Source organism: Streptococcus parasanguinis, from assembly GCF_901875555.1.
GTDB classification, from domain to species: domain Bacteria; phylum Bacillota; class Bacilli; order Lactobacillales; family Streptococcaceae; genus Streptococcus; species Streptococcus parasanguinis_H.
This window is the reverse complement of sequence record NZ_CABFMD010000011.1, coordinates 232,574-249,436: the sequence shown is the minus strand read 5'-3', so window position 1 is coordinate 249,436 and position 16,863 is coordinate 232,574. Positions and strand designations below refer to the sequence as shown.

Annotated in this window: 13 protein-coding genes, 1 tRNA gene and 1 other RNA gene; 1 reads left to right on the top strand and 14 read right to left on the bottom strand. The window is 42.1% G+C overall.

Annotation, left to right across the window (positions count from 1 at the left end; genetic code table 11):
* Positions 1-251: 251 nt before the first annotated feature.
* Positions 252-2,537, bottom strand: a complete 2,286-nt coding sequence (gene pcrA, locus JX304_RS03870; protein ID WP_205011342.1) for a DNA helicase PcrA — start codon at positions 2,535-2,537, stop codon at positions 252-254.
* A 152-nt stretch (positions 2,538-2,689) separates the two neighbouring features.
* Between pcrA and JX304_RS03865 the strand changes: the two genes are divergently transcribed.
* A complete protein-coding gene (locus JX304_RS03865) occupies positions 2,690-3,880 on the top strand; it encodes a cation diffusion facilitator family transporter (RefSeq protein ID WP_205011341.1) in 1,191 nt (396 codons plus the stop codon).
* Positions 3,881-4,175: 295 nt separating this feature from the next.
* Here the strand turns inward: JX304_RS03865 and JX304_RS03860 are convergent, their stop codons facing one another.
* From JX304_RS03860 to rpoD, 13 genes are all read right to left on the bottom strand, one after another.
* Positions 4,176-5,003, bottom strand: a complete 828-nt coding sequence (locus tag JX304_RS03860) for an amino acid ABC transporter substrate-binding protein (protein WP_205011340.1) — start codon at positions 5,001-5,003, stop codon at positions 4,176-4,178.
* A gap of 9 nt (positions 5,004-5,012) precedes the next feature.
* Positions 5,013-5,642, bottom strand: a complete 630-nt coding sequence (locus JX304_RS03855) for an amino acid ABC transporter ATP-binding protein (RefSeq protein ID WP_205011339.1) — start codon at positions 5,640-5,642, stop codon at positions 5,013-5,015.
* A gap of 12 nt (positions 5,643-5,654) precedes the next feature.
* A complete protein-coding gene (locus JX304_RS03850) occupies positions 5,655-6,296 on the bottom strand; it encodes an amino acid ABC transporter permease (protein WP_205011338.1) in 642 nt (213 codons plus the stop codon).
* A 100-nt stretch (positions 6,297-6,396) separates the two neighbouring features.
* Positions 6,397-6,957 carry a signal peptidase I gene (lepB, locus tag JX304_RS03845; protein ID WP_205011337.1) on the bottom strand — a complete coding sequence of 187 codons (561 nt, stop codon included), beginning with the start codon at positions 6,955-6,957 and terminating at the stop codon, positions 6,397-6,399.
* 159 nt (positions 6,958-7,116) lie between these two features.
* Positions 7,117-8,622 (bottom strand): pyruvate kinase, encoded by a 1,506-nt coding sequence (gene pyk / locus JX304_RS03840; RefSeq protein ID WP_205011336.1) that lies wholly within the window; start codon positions 8,620-8,622, stop codon positions 7,117-7,119.
* A gap of 65 nt (positions 8,623-8,687) precedes the next feature.
* Positions 8,688-9,701, bottom strand: coding sequence for a 6-phosphofructokinase (pfkA, locus tag JX304_RS03835; RefSeq protein ID WP_205011335.1), 1,014 nt, complete (start codon positions 9,699-9,701; stop codon positions 8,688-8,690).
* Positions 9,702-9,784: 83 nt separating this feature from the next.
* Complete coding sequence (locus JX304_RS03830; protein ID WP_205011334.1) at positions 9,785-12,886, bottom strand: DNA polymerase III subunit alpha; 3,102 nt, start codon at positions 12,884-12,886, stop codon at positions 9,785-9,787.
* An 83-nt stretch (positions 12,887-12,969) separates the two neighbouring features.
* Positions 12,970-13,057 (bottom strand) — tRNA-Ser (locus JX304_RS03825).
* 8 nt (positions 13,058-13,065) lie between these two features.
* Positions 13,066-13,413: a transfer-messenger RNA gene (gene ssrA / locus JX304_RS03820) on the bottom strand.
* Positions 13,414-13,516: 103 nt separating this feature from the next.
* On the bottom strand, positions 13,517-14,314 hold the full coding sequence (locus JX304_RS03815; RefSeq protein ID WP_205011333.1) for a hypothetical protein: 798 nt from the start codon (positions 14,312-14,314) through the stop codon (positions 13,517-13,519).
* A 9-nt stretch (positions 14,315-14,323) separates the two neighbouring features.
* Complete coding sequence (locus tag JX304_RS03810; RefSeq protein ID WP_205011332.1) at positions 14,324-15,031, bottom strand: ABC transporter ATP-binding protein; 708 nt, start codon at positions 15,029-15,031, stop codon at positions 14,324-14,326.
* Positions 15,032-15,202: 171 nt separating this feature from the next.
* Complete coding sequence (locus JX304_RS03805) at positions 15,203-15,532, bottom strand: metal-sulfur cluster assembly factor (RefSeq protein WP_004220168.1); 330 nt, start codon at positions 15,530-15,532, stop codon at positions 15,203-15,205.
* Between the two features lie 221 nt (positions 15,533-15,753).
* The gene (gene rpoD / locus JX304_RS03800) at positions 15,754-16,863 is read right to left on the bottom strand and encodes an RNA polymerase sigma factor RpoD (RefSeq protein ID WP_205011331.1); all 1,110 of its coding nucleotides are present in this window, start codon (positions 16,861-16,863) and stop codon (positions 15,754-15,756) included.

Genomic DNA, 16,863 nt, shown 5'->3' with positions numbered 1-16,863 from the left:
ACTTTCGAAATAAAGTTTATAACAGAAATAGTGAACATAAGAAGCATTTGAGGAAACGGAAGGCGAACCATTGAAACTTCCCGCCGTGAGATAAGTAACAGAAACAGATTTGTTTCTCCTGCTCGGTAGATTTGAGACGGAAGGCTCAAATCTAAGGTATGGAATCCCAAAGGGAGTCGCTACCGTCCGTCCTCACCTAAGGGAAGTTTTATAAAAGGCAAAACCAGCAAGCTAAGCTTACTGGTTTCAGTTTATTTCTTCTCAATCGGAGCAACGCTGGCCAAGAGTTTCTTGAGCCCCACTTCTGGGAAGTTAATCTTGAGTTCTTGGGTATTGCCACTACCAGATACTTCCAGCACGGTTCCTTCTCCCCACTTCTTGTGAAGGGCAATGTCGCCAATGGACCAAGCGACACTTTCTTTAGCACCAGCTTGGTTCCCATTGCCGAAGGGAAGGCTTGATGACGTGAGGGCACTTGGGGCTGCTTGTCTCTTTCGTTCTTGAAGGGCTTGTGACAGGCTCATTCCTTTTCCAAAGGTCGTTCCGCCACCATTGCTATAAGAAGCCTTAAAGCTGGTGTTAGCCGGACGCGCTAATCCTTGGTAGGTTAATAAATCCGAGCTAATTTCATTGATGAAACGCGTTGGTCGGTTGTAGCTGGTACGACCAAAGAGCAAACGAGAATTGGCATTGGTTAAGAAGAGAACCTTCTCTGCCCGTGTGATCCCCACATAAGCCAGACGACGTTCTTCCTCCAACTCATCTGGATCCTCTGCTGCCCGACTAAGAGGAAAGACATTTTCTTCCATCCCAATCAAGAAAACAACTGGAAACTCCAAGCCTTTAGCCGCGTGAAGGGTCATCAAGGTCACTTCTGAAGTTTCTTGCGCCCCATCATCTGTATCGGCAATCAAGGCTAAGTCGTTCAAGAAACGACTCAAGGTTTCCACACCTGTTTCGTCTTCGACGGTTTCCCCGTTTTCATCAAAATTCTTGGTAACAGACAGGAACTCTTGGATATTCTCAATGCGGGCTTGACTTTCCAAATTTCCCTGATTGGTTAAGGCAGTCATATAGCCTGTCTTGTCAAGGACTTCTTCGACTAACTCTGTAATGGTCAGCTGGTCCAATCTTTCTCTCAAATCAAGAATGAGATTGGCAAAGTCCCAGATGGCTTGGGATGCTTTTCCTTTGATACCTGAGAGCATGATATTGGCCGAAGCATCCAGGAGCGAGGATTCTTGCATTTGCGCAAAATCACGAATCTTATCCACTGTACCCGGTCCGATTCCCCGCTTAGGTTCATTGATAATGCGCTCAAAACTGATATTGTCACTGAGGTTAGCAATCAAGTTCAGATAAGCAATGACATCCCGAATTTCCTTCCGGCTGTAGAACTTGGTACCCCCTACCATCGTGTAGGGAATGTTGGACTTGAGTAACGCTTCTTCAATGGTCCGGGATTGAGCATTGGTCCGGTAAAGAACCGCAAAATCACGGTGCTTGTATTTAGCTTTCCGACTGAGCTCTTCAATGGTTTTGGCAACAAAGACCGCTTCATCCTGCTCGTCATTAGCTCGGTAATAGACAATCTCTTCCCCGTCTTCATTTTGGGTCCAGAGATTCTTCGGACGACGGTGGCGATTATGTTTGATCACATCGTTAGCTGCTTGTAGGATGGTCTTTGTCGAGCGATAGTTTTCTTCCAAAAGGACGACCTTAGCTTCCTTATAATCCTTCTCAAAGTCCAGGATATTCTGCATATCTGCTCCCCGCCAGCCATAAATAGACTGGTCAGCATCCCCAACAACACAGATATTTTTAAATCGAGAAGCCAAGAGTTTGACCAATTGGTATTGGGCATGGTTGGTATCTTGGTACTCATCTACATGGATATATTGGAACTTCTGCTGGTAATAGGTCAGCACATCAGGATGCTGGTCAAAGAGGCGCAAGGTCAGCATGATCAAATCATCAAAGTCCACCGCTTCTGACTGACGAAGTTCTTTTTGGTAAGCCTCATAGCACTTGGCCACAATCTGAGTGTACAGATCCCCTGCATGTGCAGCATAAGCCACTTCATCAAGCAGGTCATTCTTGGCATTGGAAATGGTCCCCAAAATGGTTCGTTCATTCCATTTCTTCGGATCTAAATTCAAAGACTTCAAAATCCGCTTCATCAAGGTCCGTTGCTCACCTGGATCGACAATGGTGAAGTTCCGATTATAGCCAATGTGATCCGCATCTCGACGGAGGATACGCACACACATGGAGTGGAAGGTGGCGATCAAGCAATCTTGGGTGGCTGGATTCAATTGATAAGCCCGCTCCTTCATCTCCCGAGCGGCTTTATTGGTAAAGGTAATGGCCAAAATATTCCAAGGATTGACCATTTTTTCATCGATCAAGTAAGCGATGCGGTGGGTCAAGACACGTGTCTTACCAGATCCAGCCCCCGCCATGATCAAGAGGGGACCTTCTGTCGTTTGGACCGCCTCTGCCTGGCGATCATTCATACCATTCAATAAAGGATTCATCTCATTCTCCTCATTCATTCAATCGTTCTATTATACCACAAAAACCGGCCCAACTTCTTTTAAAAAGGGATACATTTGAATTTCACTTCTAAAAACGATATAATAGTAACTTATAAACTAGAAGGTTCTCATTAGAGGGTTAGGAGGGTATTTTGGACAAACCAAACAGTAACTTAAAACTGGCCGAACGTGGTGCTATCGTTAGTATTATTGCCTATTTATTGCTATCTTGTGCTAAGTTAGCGACCGGTCATCTGCTCCACTCATCCAGTCTGGTAGCAGATGGTTTTAACAACTTATCCGATATTATTAGCAACGTTGCCCTGCTCATCGGGATTCGTCTCGCCCGCCAACCAGCTGACCGCGACCACAAATTTGGCCATTGGAAAATTGAAGATTTGGCTAGCTTAGTAACTTCTATCATTATGTTTTATGTTGGGTTTGACGTCCTAAGAGATACCCTCCAAAAGATTTTCAATAATGAATCTGCCAGTATCGATCCACTTGGAGCAACTGTTGGAGTCCTTTCGGCCATTGTCATGTTTGGCGTCTACGTTTACGATTTACGCCTAGCAAAACGGGCCAAATCAAAAGCCTTAAAAGCAGCTGCAAAAGACAATCTTTCAGACGTCGTCACCTCTCTTGGAACATCAATTGCGATCGTTGCTAGTGCTTTTAACTATCCCATTGTCGACAAGATCGTTGCCGTCATCATTACCTTCTTTATCCTCAAAACAGCTTACGATATCTTTATGGAATCTTCCTTCAGCCTTTCAGATGGGTTTGACGATAGCCTATTGGAGGATTATGAAAAAGCCATTCTCAAATTGCCAAAAATCGCCCGCGTGAAATACCAACGTGGACGGACCTATGGAAGTAATATCTACTTAGATGTCGTTTTGGAAATGAATCCCGATCTTTCTGTCTATGAAAGTCATGCGATCACAGAGGAAGTCGAAGACCTTCTCAGGCAAGAATTTGGCGTCTTTGACATTGATGTTCATGTGGAACCAAGCTCGATTCCTGAAGATGAGCTCATCGAAAATGTCGAAAAGAAACTCTTGACCTACGAAAAACGCCTCTATGCCAAGCAAGAGTTCGATACTCTTCTAGCGGATAATTATACCTTGATTGACGATAGCGGTCACGAACACCACAAGGAAGAATTGATCGAAGCCATCGCAAACAACCAAGTTCACTTTCAACACTTTGAACTGGAGTCCATCAGCCAAAAAACCAAACTTATCCGCTATGAACTCGACGGCCAAATCCATACCAGTCTCTGGCGACGCCACGAAACTTGGCAAAAGATTTTCCATCAAATTACTAATAAAACAGACTAAAAAGCTAGGAAGTATCTCCTAGCTTGAGAGAGTATCCAAACCTTATAAAAAAAGTTAATTGATTCTCTAAAAATTTTCTAATTTTTAAAATGAATCAAAAGTATACCAAAACTTTCCGCTGTGAGAAAAGTGCTAGAAACAGTGGTGTTTCTAGCACTCGGGAGTTTTGAAACCTTAGGTTCAAAACTAAGTCATGGAACTTCGTAGAAGTTCGCTGACGTCCGTACTCACCTAAGGAAAGTTTTTAAGATAACTTTGTCTTTAATCTAAAGCTAGGAATCATTTCCTAGCTTTTTTACTTGATGTCATCTGTCGCTACATCCGTTCCGAACCACTTCTTAGAGATCTTTTGGAACTGGCCCTTTTGATAGAGTTTTACGAAAGCTTCATCAATTTTTTTCTTCAATGTTTTATCCGCCTTGCGCACCCCTACCGCAAAGGATTCTGTCTCAAAACCGACAGGAAAGACATTGTAGTCTTTTAAAATTCCTTCTGTTTGTAGATAATAGTTGGCATAAACACGATCGATTAAGAGGGCATCGATCCGATCGTTCTGGAGATCGATCAGTGCCTCGTTAAAACTCTGGTATTGAGTAGCCTTTTGATTTTTGACCTTATTTTTTAAGATTTTAGGATTGGCTTCAAAATCCATATAGCCAGACGATCCAGTCTGTGCACCTAATCGTTTCTCTTTCATCCCATCGACTGATTGGATCCCAGAGGCTTTCTTAGTGACCAAGACTTGTTCATTTTTCATATAGGGCTTTGTAAAAGCAACACTTTCCCGACGTTCATCTGTTGCTGAATAGCCATTCCAGATGGCATCAATGGTCCCATTTTTCAGTTCTGTCTCTTTCATATCCCAATCGATAGGCTGCCAGTTGACATGAATCCCATAAGATTCAAAGACTTGATTGGCCAAATCAATATCAAACCCCGCATAGGTTCCATCTTTTTGTTCAAAGCCCATGGGAACAAAGGTATTATCAAAACCAATCGTGATGGACTGCTCTTTTAGGTATTTTTGCCAGTTGTCTACTTTCGGATCACTCACAGTCTGACCACAAGCCGTCAGAAGGACGAGACTAAGGACACCTAGCAGCCATGGTATTACACGTTTCATAGGCACCTCCTATTTTGGCTCAACCTTGACCAGTATATCCGCAATGGCCTCTGCAAATGGAATATCGTGAGTCACAACAATCTGGGTCATGCCCAGTTCACGGTTTTGCAAGATTAACTTCTCAACTTCTAATCGCAATTCTGGATCCAAGGCCGAAGTTGGCTCATCATAGCCAATGATTTCCGGATCGATCATCATAGCACGCGCCAATGCCACCCGTTGCTTCTGACCACCCGATAGGGAGAATCGATAAGCATCCGCATGGTTTCCAAGCCCCAAGCGCTCCAGTAAGCTCATGGCTTTTTTAGTCGCTTCTTCCTTAGTCACATTCATGGTCTTGATAGGTGACAAGATCAGGTTTTCCATAACCGATAAGTGTGGAAATAATTGAAAATCCTGGAAGACAAAACCGAGAAGACTTCGTTTTTCTAAGGTATCCAGAGGCAAGTTTTCACCATTGTAGATGATCTGACCAGAATCAATCGTTTCAAGACCAGCTAACATGCGAAGCAAGGTGGTCTTTCCACCCCCAGAAGGTCCAACAATAGCAACAATTTGTTTTTCAGGAACGAGAAGATTGAAATCTGATAAGATCTGCTTATCCCCAAAACGTTTCGAAATTTGTTTTAATTCTAACATATGCTTCTCCTCCTATTTATAATATGAAAAGTTCTTTTCAACCCGCTTGGCAATGATGGTCACGATCCCAATGAGGATTAAATAAATAGCTCCCGCTAAAAACATGGGTGCTAGACTGGCATCACGATTGGCTGCCGTCCGACTAGCGAGGATCAAATCACTAATTCCCAGAGCATAGACCAAGGAAGTATCTTTGATCAAGGACATGACTTCATTGAAGACACTTGGAAGAACGATCTTCACCACCTGAGGCAAAATAATGTAGCGAATCGTTTGCCAAGAACTCAGTTTTAAGACCTTAGCCGCCTCATACTGGCCATTTGGAATGGCAACGATCCCGCCACGAAAGATTTCTGCAAAATAGGCTGCATAATTAAGGGTGAAGGCTGTAACAGCCGCAGGCAAGCGGTCAATCCGAATCCCAATACTTGGAAGGACGTAATAAATAAAGATCAACTGGAGCAATAGAGGGGTCCCTCGCATGATCCAGATATAAATCGTTAGGAGTCCATGCAGGATCTTTGAGCGCAATTGAAGCAAAAAGGCAACAACGATTCCTAATGGAATCGATAAAATCAATACGAAAGCAAACACTTGCAAGGTGAGGCTTGCTCCCTTTAACAAACTTGGTAAAATTTCCAAAGCATACTGCATAGCATTCTCCTCCTAAAAAATTATTTAATGAATATCTTACCACAAAAATGGGAAAATAACTAGTTCATTTTGATATTTATAAAAAAAAATAGCCTTTCGGCTATTTTTCTACTTTTATAAATCCAAATTTATTGAGAGGATAGAGACGCAGATTCACGACTCCTTCGATCTGATTTTTATGGATATAACCAAACTCACGACTATCTTCTGTATCCCCACGGTTATCATTTAAGACTAGATAGGTATCAGATGGTACACGACCAGCCTTGGTCCCTTTTAACTCTGATAAAAAGAAATCATCCGTATAATACCCATTACTCGTTGGAGCAGCTAGATGTTTGTTTAGCATTTTATTCAGGTAAGGTTCTGGTGTTGCCTGTCCATTCAAATAGAGAACATCATCCACGTAGCTGACCTCATCATTTTCTTTGGCAATGACACGTCCAAGGTATTCTTTTCCACCGACCTTGTATAAGACCAAATCGCTGCGATCTACCTGAGCATTTCTAGTTGCTACCACAAGATCTCCATTTTTCACAGAAGCATTGGCCATCTTATCATTGATACTAAATGGATGAAATACAAAGATTCGAAGCAAAATCAGTGCTAAGACCAATACAGCGACAATGATGACATTTCTAATTAAATCTCTCCTTGGCATGTATGTCTCCCTTCCTTTTGATTTATTATACCATTTTTTTGATCTTTAAAAAAGAGAAAGTAAGCATTAGTGAGAAGTCTTGTTAGCAAACTAAACAAGAAAAACCTCGCGGTCGATCCTTTCGGACCAACCAGCAAGGCTTTCAGATCAAATTGTCTATTAACGTACTGTACGGATACGCATTGTGTTTGTACGAACAGCTTCTCCAACTGGTACACCAGCAACGATAACGATATCATCACCAGATTTAACAAGACCAGCTTCAACTGCTTTACGTTCAGCAATCTCGAACATATCATCAGTTGATGAAGGAGCATCTGTCAACATTGGGATAACACCCCAGTTCAACATCAATCCACGTTCAGTCAATTCGTCAAATGTCAATGCCAAGATATCAGCATCTGGACGGTATTTAGAGATCAAACGTGCAGTGTGACCTGTCTTAGTCAATGTAACAACCAATTTGATGTCCATTGAGCTTGTAGCATCTTTAACTGCTGATGCCATAACTTCTGTCTTAGAATGACGTTCAAAGGCAGCTGGATTCAAACGACCATATTCTTTCAAAAGAGTTTGAGCGTTCATGTCGATTTTCGCCATTGTAGCTACAGATTCAAGTGGGTATTTACCATTCGCAGATTCACCTGAAAGCATTGTAGCATCCGTACCATCGATAACAGCGTTGAAGACGTCAGATACTTCAGAACGAGTTGCACGTGGTTTTTCAGTCATTGTTTCAAGCATGTTTGTTGCAGTGATAACAACTTTACCAGCAGCGTTTACTTTAGAAGTGATCATCTTTTGGTAAACTGGAACCATTTCGAATGGTACTTCAATACCCATGTCACCACGAGCGATCATGATGCCATCAGTAACTTCAATGATTTCATCCAAGTTTTCGATACCTTGTTGGTTTTCGATCTTCGCAAACAATTGAACGTGGCTGTTACCAGTTTCTTCACAGATTGCACGAACTTCTTGAACGTCTTTTGCAGTACGTACAAATGAGATAGCAATGAAGTTGATTCCTTGTTTCAAACCGAAACGGATATCATCGTTATCGCGATCAGCAAGAGCTGGGAAAGGAATTTTTGTATTAGGAATGTTTACACCTTTTTGTTTTGCGATGATACCATCGTTTTCAACTTTAACAACAAATTCACGTTTAGCAGCATCTTTTTCGATAACACGAAGACCCAATTTACCATCGTCCACCAATACTTGGTGACCAACTTCAACATCATCAAAGATGTCAAGTGAACCTGCAACGTTCAAAGCGATAACGTCACGAGTAGATTTAATTCCTTGTTTTGTCGCAACACGAATCGTTTCACCAGTTTTGTATGAATATTCTTTTGCTTCACCTTCGAACAATTCAGTACGAATTTCAGGACCTTTTGTATCAAGAAGGTAACCAACTTTTTTACCAGCGATTTCTTCTGCACGTTTAACAGTTGCCATACGTTCACCTTGTTCAGCATGGTCACCATGTGAGAAGTTGAAACGGAAAACATTAGCACCAGCTTCGATCAATTTAGCGATATTTTGTGCTGAAGCTTCAACGTCAAGTTTTTCACCCCAGTATCCATCTTCACCAAATTTTTTACCACCACGGATTTCGACCGCAGGACCTAAAGTTGCAACGATTTTAACACGTTTGTTCATGATATACGACTCCTTTTTTATATATCTGTCTTTTTAAGACATGTTAACGAAATTAAGAAATGAAATTAAATAGATGATAAGCTACGGTTCAATTTAGCAAGACCAAGATCTGCTTTATGCGGATTGTTTACGACGATCTTACCGTCATCCGTCAAGCTAAAGAGAGCACCATCTTTTGCATCACCAAGGATTGGGTTTTCCACCATTTTCTCATTGCGAATACCAACAGCTACACCACCAATACCAGCTTTCAACAACGTAACAGCATGTGCACCCATACGTGATGCAAGGACACGGTCACGTGCAGTTGGAGAACCACCACGTTGGATATGGCCAAGCTCGGTCACACGGAGGTCACTTTCATCACCTGCTTCTTTCAATGCCTTACCAAAGTCAGCAGCAGACATCACACCTTCAGCTAAAACGATGATATTGTGAGTACGACCTTTTTTATAACCTTCTTTGATGCTCTCAACAACATCTCCGATTTTAAATCCTTCTTCTGGGATGATGATTTCATCTGCACCAGATGCAATCCCTGCCCAAAGAGCGATATCTCCAGCGTTACGTCCCATCACTTCGATAACGAAAGTACGGTGGTGACTAGAAGAAGTATCACGGATCTTATCGATCGCGTCCATTGCAGTTGTGACTGCCGTATCAAAACCAATTGTAAAGTCAGTTCCGACGATATCGTTGTCGATCGTACCAGGAAGACCAACAGCTGGGAATCCAAGCTCAGTCAAGCGCATCGCACCATGATAAGAACCATCTCCACCAATAACGACAACACCTTCGATTCCATGTTTCTTCAGCTGCTCAATCCCTTTTAATTGACCTTCGCGTTGTGCGAATTCAGGGTAACGTGCTGAGTGAAGGAAGGTACCACCACGGGAAATAATATCTCCAACAGATGAGGCGTCAAGGGGCTGAATTTTACCAGCAACCATTCCCGCATATCCATCATAGATACCGAAAACTTCCATTCCTTCTGAAATTGCTTGACGAACAACTGCACGGATGGCAGCGTTCATACCAGGGGCATCTCCACCACTAGTTAAAACAGCAATACGTTTCATTTCGTTATTTGCTCCTTTTTTCTTTTACATTCTACGTAATTATAACACAAATGGGACTAAATATCTCGTATTTTCCATAGTTTTTATCGATAAATCGTTTTCATAACCAGATTCTTGAGTTCTGCTTCTAACTCTTTGTTTTTTTGAACTGGATACCCTTTCAGTTGCAAGGTTTTCTTTTCATCTTCATAGCGCATCACAACTGGGTAAGGACCAGGATATTTTTTCAAAATCGAAAGAATGGCCTGATCCTGACTGTGGTCAGCCAATTGAATCCAGAATTTCTCATTGGTCGCTAATTGTGCTTCTGATAGAACCATCTGTAAGCGCCCATCACGCTCCTGTACCTTCCCCGTCAAGTAATAAAAGCCAACTTCTTTTATCAAGGAGGAAAATCGATTGTAGGTTTCAGGGAAAAGGGTCACATCTAGTTTTTTCTTGGTATCACTGACTTGTAAGAAAGCCATGAGATCGCCCGACTTGGTTCGAATGGTTCGAATGCTTTGCACCTCAATGAGAATGCACGCCTGCTCTCCCTGTATGAGTTGAGAAATTGGCTGAATCTCGTAGGGACTCGTTTGCCCAATCGAAATCAGTGGGTGGGTACTGAGCCCGACGCCAATAATGGCCTCTTCCTTTTCATATTTTTCAGCCTGGCTAAAGTCTTCTGTCTCCGTCCAAGAGTAATTGGAATCCCCGAACAGACTACCCAATTCATCCGCAAAGACCAACAAATTCGGCAAATTGTGAAGCACCTTGCGTCTATTTTTTTCAAAAATGTCGAATAATCCAAGCTCCACTAAAGGCGTTAGTAGAGGTAATTTATGATACTGATTAGGTAGTCGTAAAATAAAATCTTCGACACTTTCAAAGGGACGATTGTCGATGATCCAATAGGCAAACTCTCTCGGAAATCCCTTGATATTTTTCATGCCTAAGTAGATTTTTCTATCTTGAAACTTATCCCTGTATGGAATGGTATTAATCGATAATGACGCGACTTTAAAATCAAACTGGAGAGCATCTGTCAAATAATCGCTGCTCGAATAATTGAGCATGACATCAAAGAAAACATCTGGATAATGGACCTTGAAATAGGCCATCTGAAAGGCCAAGGCAGAATAGGCATAGGCATGGGAACGGTTAAAACCATAGCCTGCGAATTTTTCCATAATCGCAAAGACCTCTTTGGCTTTTTCTTCCGTATGACCAAGTTTAAGAGCACCCGTGACAAAATCGTCTTCCATCTTGTGCATTTCAGTCGCATTTTTTTTGCCCATGGCACGCCGTAAGATATCGGCTTTCCCCAGGCTAAAGCCTGCAAAACGCTGGGCCACCTGCATGACCTGCTCTTGGTAAAGCATAATCCCATAGGTAGGCGTTAAGATATCTGCGATAGAGGCATCTAAAATTTCTACCTTCTCTTGGCCATGCTTTCGTTTTACAAAATTGTCAATGTAATCACTAGCTCCTGGACGATTAAGAGAGGTGGTCGCTACCACTTCTTCGAAATGATTGGGTTTCACACGCCTCAAAAGGCGAATGGCCCCGGCCTGTTCAAATTGGAAAATCCCCTTGGTGTCTCCTGACGCAAACAAAGCCAGCGTTGCTGGATCTTCTAAATCAATGGCTTCTATTCGTATATCTTCTTGATACTTTTCATAGACTGCTTCCTTCATTTTTTGAACAAAAGTTAAATTGCGCAAGCCTAAGAAGTCCATTTTCAATAGACCATTGGCTTCAACCGCATGAGCATCGTACTGGGTAATGAACATGTCCTCTCCATACTTGAGAGGAATATGATCGGTCAAATCTTGGTCACTCATCACGACCCCAGCCGCGTGGATCGAAGTCTGTCTAGGTTGGCCCTCGATTCTTTTCGCAATCTCAAAGCCACGCTCAAATTCCGTTCGGCTATGGATTACTTGTCGAAAGGCTAGATTCTGTTCATACGCTGTCGTCAATGTATCCCTAAAACCAATTCGCTTGGTAATAGAGGTCAGTTCGTACTCAGGAACTCCAAAGCGTTTAAAGACATCGCGAATGGCTTGCTTAGCGCCAAAGGTTGAAAAGGTTACAATCTGAGCCGCATGGTAACTTCCATAACGGTCTCTCACATAGCGGATAAATTCAGGACGATAGAGATCAGGAATATCAATATCAATATCCGGCATGGTATAGCGCTCCACATTTAAAAAGCGCTCAAAGAGGAGGTTCTTCTCCACAGGATCAATCCCTGTAATCTCTAGAGCATAGGCTACCAGTGAGCCTACAGCAGACCCACGTCCCATCCCCATATAATATCCCTGACTTCGTCCGAAACGAAGAAGATCCCAGACAATCAAGAAATAATCATCAAAGCCCATTTGGTGAATAATGTCTAATTCATGCTCCAAACGTTCTTGATAGACCGGACTAGTCAAGTTCTTTCGAAGAAGACCGGCTTGAGCTAATTCTCTCAATTCCACAACAGCTGGTTTCTGAGGATTGAAGCGAGGCAATTTCAACTGGGTGTCAATATCATATTGAATCCCTTTGACAAGTTTTTCAAGATTTATGATGGCTTGCGGAAATCGCTCAGCAAAATCATTCTGTAAATCCTGAGGGGCTTTTAGGACTGTTGTCGGATCAATTGGTCCTGTTTCCGTCAAACTTTGATTGTCCTTGATGGCTGCGAGCATTTGCATAGCTTCCACGTCCCCAGCCTTAAAAAAACGCACAGTATGAAGAGGGAGCACAGGGTGGCTAAACTCTTGGTTCGACGTATCCGCAAAAACTCCGATAAAGTAATCTAGACCAAGAGGCAAGTCTCCACTAGCAAAAGGCGCTGGAACAATGACTGCTACTCCTTCTGTAAGGTGCTTCACATCCTCCCAGTTGCTTTTCCCCATCATTTTGACGGTCGACATCTTCATCAGATTTTGGTAGCCCTTCGTTGACAAGGCCATCATCCGAAACGGAATTGTTTCATTGTCTACCTCTAGTCCAATTTCTAAACCGACCAAAGGGCTGAGGTTGTGGTCCTGACAGGCTTCGATAAATTCATAGGCACCATACAAATTATCTACATCCATGATTCCCAATGCATCATAACCCATGCTTTTAGCCACTTGGACATAGTCTTTTATGGTCACAAGGCTTTCCATAAAGGTATAAACTGATTTGGTATCTAGCTGTGCAATCACTTTTTCTCCTCTCTCACTTGTCTATTTTTGGAACTCTTTTTTGTACAAAAAAACACCACTGCTACACAATGATGTCTCAACAACGGAAGACATGGGATTCGAACCCACGCACGCTATTACACGCCTACCGCGTTTCCAACACGGCCTCTTAAGCCTCTTGAGTAATCTTCCAAAATTATATATGGAGCCGGTGGGAATCGAACCCACGTCCAAACACCTGCCAGCATATTTGTCTACAACCATAGGTTATGTTTTGTTTTAACAGCCTCTCGACACATAACTCAAGCCCAAAAACTGCGAGTCTATCAATCTCTTATCAAGCTACTAGACAAAGCTTGATCGTATCTCGCTCAAATAAAGACCTGTCATCAAACGCGAGCGATTCGAATCGGGTCACGCCTGCTGGTGTTTAGGCAGCTAAAGCGTAAGAATTATTATTTTTTGCAGTTATATTTAACTGAGCGTTAACGTCGCCACACGAGTCGCAAAATATACCTCATAATGCCTGTCGAATCCGTAACGACCCCAAAACGAATACAATTATTATATCAAAATGTAGCTAAAAATGCAAAAGAAAAAAATTGAACAAGAAGGCTTCCGCTGGGAAGCTCCTTGCTCAATTTGCTGTACTTATTGAAGATTCAACTTGTACTTGCTGATGTAGTGAATGGTGAAGTACATAGAAACAATCTTGATGACTTCATAGATGAGTCCTGGTATAAATAAGGTTCCCCATTCCTCCATATTTCCGTTATCATAGAGCAGATGGAGTAAATCATTCGTATTTCTAGCTGGATTGACTGCTGTACCAATGATACTTAACACAATACACAAGAGAAAGAAAAACAGAATAGCCTTCAATCCACGACGATTTTGGAACAATTGACCAAGTGCGATCGATACATAAAATAGGAAGATTCCTGAAGCTGTGGTAAAAATCCACCAGATGATAATCCAATAAGCAATAGAATGACTAAAAGCCTCAGAGATAATACTAAATACAGGAGAGAGGTCTTGTCCCATGACAGCGCCCATCACAAGCATTGTGATAAAACCACTAAAAAATAGAAGGAATAGGCAGTAAAGACTCGCTACTAAGGCTCCCACAAATTTAGACAAAATGATGGCATGAGGGCTAGCTGGAAGGGTCCAGGTCAAGTAACCTTCACGTCCGTATAAGTTGGAATAGAAACGACGAATAATAATATAGTAGTTACTAAGATAAAGACCAATGACTCCTCCAAAAATGAGAATCCCAAGAGTCCCAGTTATGATTTGCATACTATTGGCTTCCATATCCACAAAACCGTTTGTAGCACTTCCACCAATAACACCAGTAATCACTGACAAACCAAGTGCGATCAAAGTAATCAACAGATACCATTTACTTGTTGTCTTAAATTCGTATTTTAATAATTTACCAAACATGGGGTCCTCCTAATAAACACGGAATTGATCACGGAAGATCTCATCGATTGATTTTCCGTGTTGATTGCGCATAACAGTCGTATTTTCATGCAAGAGGATTCTTCCTTGGTTGATGAAAATCGCTTCATCCAAAACTTGCTCAATATCCGCAATCAAGTGAGTAGAAATCAAGACAGAAGAATTTGGACGTCGGTTTTGAATAATGGTCCGCAAAATATAATCACGCGCCGCTGGGTCAACCCCACCGATTGGTTCATCAAGAACATACAAGTCAGCTTCACGACTCATCACCAAAATCAATTGCACTTTTTCCTTGTTCCCTTTTGAAAGGCTGTTCAATTTTTGATTTGGATGCAAATGCAAATCGTTGAGCAATTGGTAAGCTCGTTGGACATTAAAATCTGAATAAAAATCTTGGAAATAGCTAATAGCATCACTAATTTTTATATTTTCATTCAGATAAGTCGTATCCGGCAAATAGGAAACAACTTTTTTAGAAGCTGGGGATGGTAATTGCCCATGAATATAGATATTTCCAAGGCTTGGTTGCAACAAACCATTAATCAATTTAATGATGGTTGTTTTCCCACTACCATTGGGACCCAAAAGGCCAATAATACGGCCAGGTTGGATGTTCAAACTAACATCCATGAGAGCAACTTCATGCCCATAATTCTTTGTCACATGGTCCAAGTAGACCAAAGGATACTGATTCATGTAAATCTCCTTTATTTTCTATTTATGCTATTATACCCTGTCCCCTTGATGATTGCAACTTTATCTGAAAATTTGCTAAGAATTTGAAAATGGTTGTTCAAAAAAAGGGGTACAAACAAATCAGAGGTTAGGGTTTCCCTAACCTCTGATTTGTTTTGATGAATAGAATTTTTAACTAATTCCAAGTGCTATCCGTGCATAACGGCTCATCTTTTCAACCGTCCAAGCAGGATACCAGACCAACTTCACATCCACCGATGTCACTTCTTCTACTTCTGCTAAAACATCATGAATCTGATCTGTCAGAAGATCCGCTAATGGACATCCCATGGTCGTTAGCGTCATATCAATAATGGTCGCTCCAGTTTCACCATCAAAATGGATCTCGTAAACAAGACCTAAATTAACAATGTCAATCCCAAGCTCAGGATCGATTACCTCTTCCAAAGCATTTAAAATTTTATTTTTAATTTCTTCAATTTGCTCAGTTGTATATGCCATATGACACTTCCTTTTTTTGTTATGTTACTCTCGATAGAATTGCTTGGCCCAGGTTAAAAAGGTCCCCCGGACCTGGCCAATCTTTTATTTTTGGGTGGCCGTTAAAAAGACCCGCAGGACATTCCTCGCTTCCGAATTTCTTGGCTCGGGTTAAAAATGTCCACTGGACCTGGCCAATCTTTTGTTTTTGGGTGGCCGTTAAAAAGGTCCCCCGGACCTTTTTAATCCTCTATAAAATCACGTAATGGTTTGCTTCTGCTTGGGTGGCGGAGTTTGCGGAGGGCTTTGGCTTCGATCTGACGGATCCGTTCACGGGTCACGTTAAAGACTTTGCCCACATCTTCCAAGGTCCGCATTTTTCCATCATCGAGACCAAAACGTAAACGAAGGACGTTTTCTTCACGGTCTGTCAGGGTATCGAGGACTTCATCCAATTGCTCACGTAAAACCACACGAGTGGTATAGTCTACTGGATTTTCAATCACTTCGTCTTCGATGAAATCTCCCAAATGGCTATCATCTTCTTCCCCGATTGGAGTTTCCAGAGAAACAGGCTCTTGGGCAATCTTCAAAATTTCACGCACCTTGTCTGGCGTCATATCCATGCGCTCAGCAATTTGTTCAGGCGTTGGATCTTGTCCCAATTCTTGTAAGAGGTTACGTTGTTCCCGAACCAACTTGTTAATAGTTTCCACCATGTGAACAGGAATCCGAATGGTACGCGCTTGGTCTGCAATGGCACGAGTGATGGCCTGACGGATCCACCAAGTGGCATAAGTAGAGAACTTAAACCCTTTGGTATAGTCAAACTTATCAACCGCCTTCATCAAGCCCATGTTTCCTTCTTGGATCAAATCCAAAAATTGCATGCCACGACCAACGTAACGCTTCGCAATGGAAACGACCAAACGAAGGTTGGCTTCTGCTAGACGTTGCTTGGCTTCCAAATCGCCTTGTTCTACCAAAATAGCCAATTCTTGCTCTTCTTCGTTGCTCAACAAAGGAACAACCCCAATTTCTTTTAGGTACATCCGAACTGGGTCGTTGACTTTAGCAGAGTTACTTCCAAGCAATTCCTCATCTGTTAATTCTGGTTCTTCTTCATTGGTTAACACACGCGCACTTGGATTGCCGTCTTTATCTGTGATCGAAATTCCTGCATCTTGAATCCGTTGCAAGAGATCATCAATTCCGTCTGCATCTAGTGAGAAAGGAATCACCAATTTGTCATTAATATCATCATCTGTTGCAGTTCCACTTTTCTTGTGGCTGCGAATAAACTCTGCAATTTGAACGTCCAATGTTGTAATATCTTTTTGTTCTTTAGCCAT

Coding starts and splice junctions, on each gene's coding strand:
- pcrA (WP_205011342.1), bottom strand. CDS start 2,537: ATGAATCCTTTATTGAATGGTATGAATGATCGCCAGGCAGAGGCGGTC.
- JX304_RS03860 (WP_205011340.1), bottom strand. CDS start 5,003: ATGAAACGTGTAATACCATGGCTGCTAGGTGTCCTTAGTCTCGTCCTT.
- JX304_RS03855 (WP_205011339.1), bottom strand. CDS start 5,642: ATGTTAGAATTAAAACAAATTTCGAAACGTTTTGGGGATAAGCAGATC.
- JX304_RS03850 (WP_205011338.1), bottom strand. CDS start 6,296: ATGCAGTATGCTTTGGAAATTTTACCAAGTTTGTTAAAGGGAGCAAGC.
- lepB (WP_205011337.1), bottom strand. CDS start 6,957: ATGCCAAGGAGAGATTTAATTAGAAATGTCATCATTGTCGCTGTATTG.
- pyk (WP_205011336.1), bottom strand. CDS start 8,622: ATGAACAAACGTGTTAAAATCGTTGCAACTTTAGGTCCTGCGGTCGAA.
- pfkA (WP_205011335.1), bottom strand. CDS start 9,701: ATGAAACGTATTGCTGTTTTAACTAGTGGTGGAGATGCCCCTGGTATG.
- JX304_RS03815 (WP_205011333.1), bottom strand. CDS start 14,314: ATGTTTGGTAAATTATTAAAATACGAATTTAAGACAACAAGTAAATGG.
- JX304_RS03810 (WP_205011332.1), bottom strand. CDS start 15,031: ATGAATCAGTATCCTTTGGTCTACTTGGACCATGTGACAAAGAATTAT.
- JX304_RS03805 (WP_004220168.1), bottom strand. CDS start 15,532: ATGGCATATACAACTGAGCAAATTGAAGAAATTAAAAATAAAATTTTA.
- rpoD (WP_205011331.1), bottom strand. CDS start 16,863: ATGGCTAAAGAACAAAAAGATATTACAACATTGGACGTTCAAATTGCA.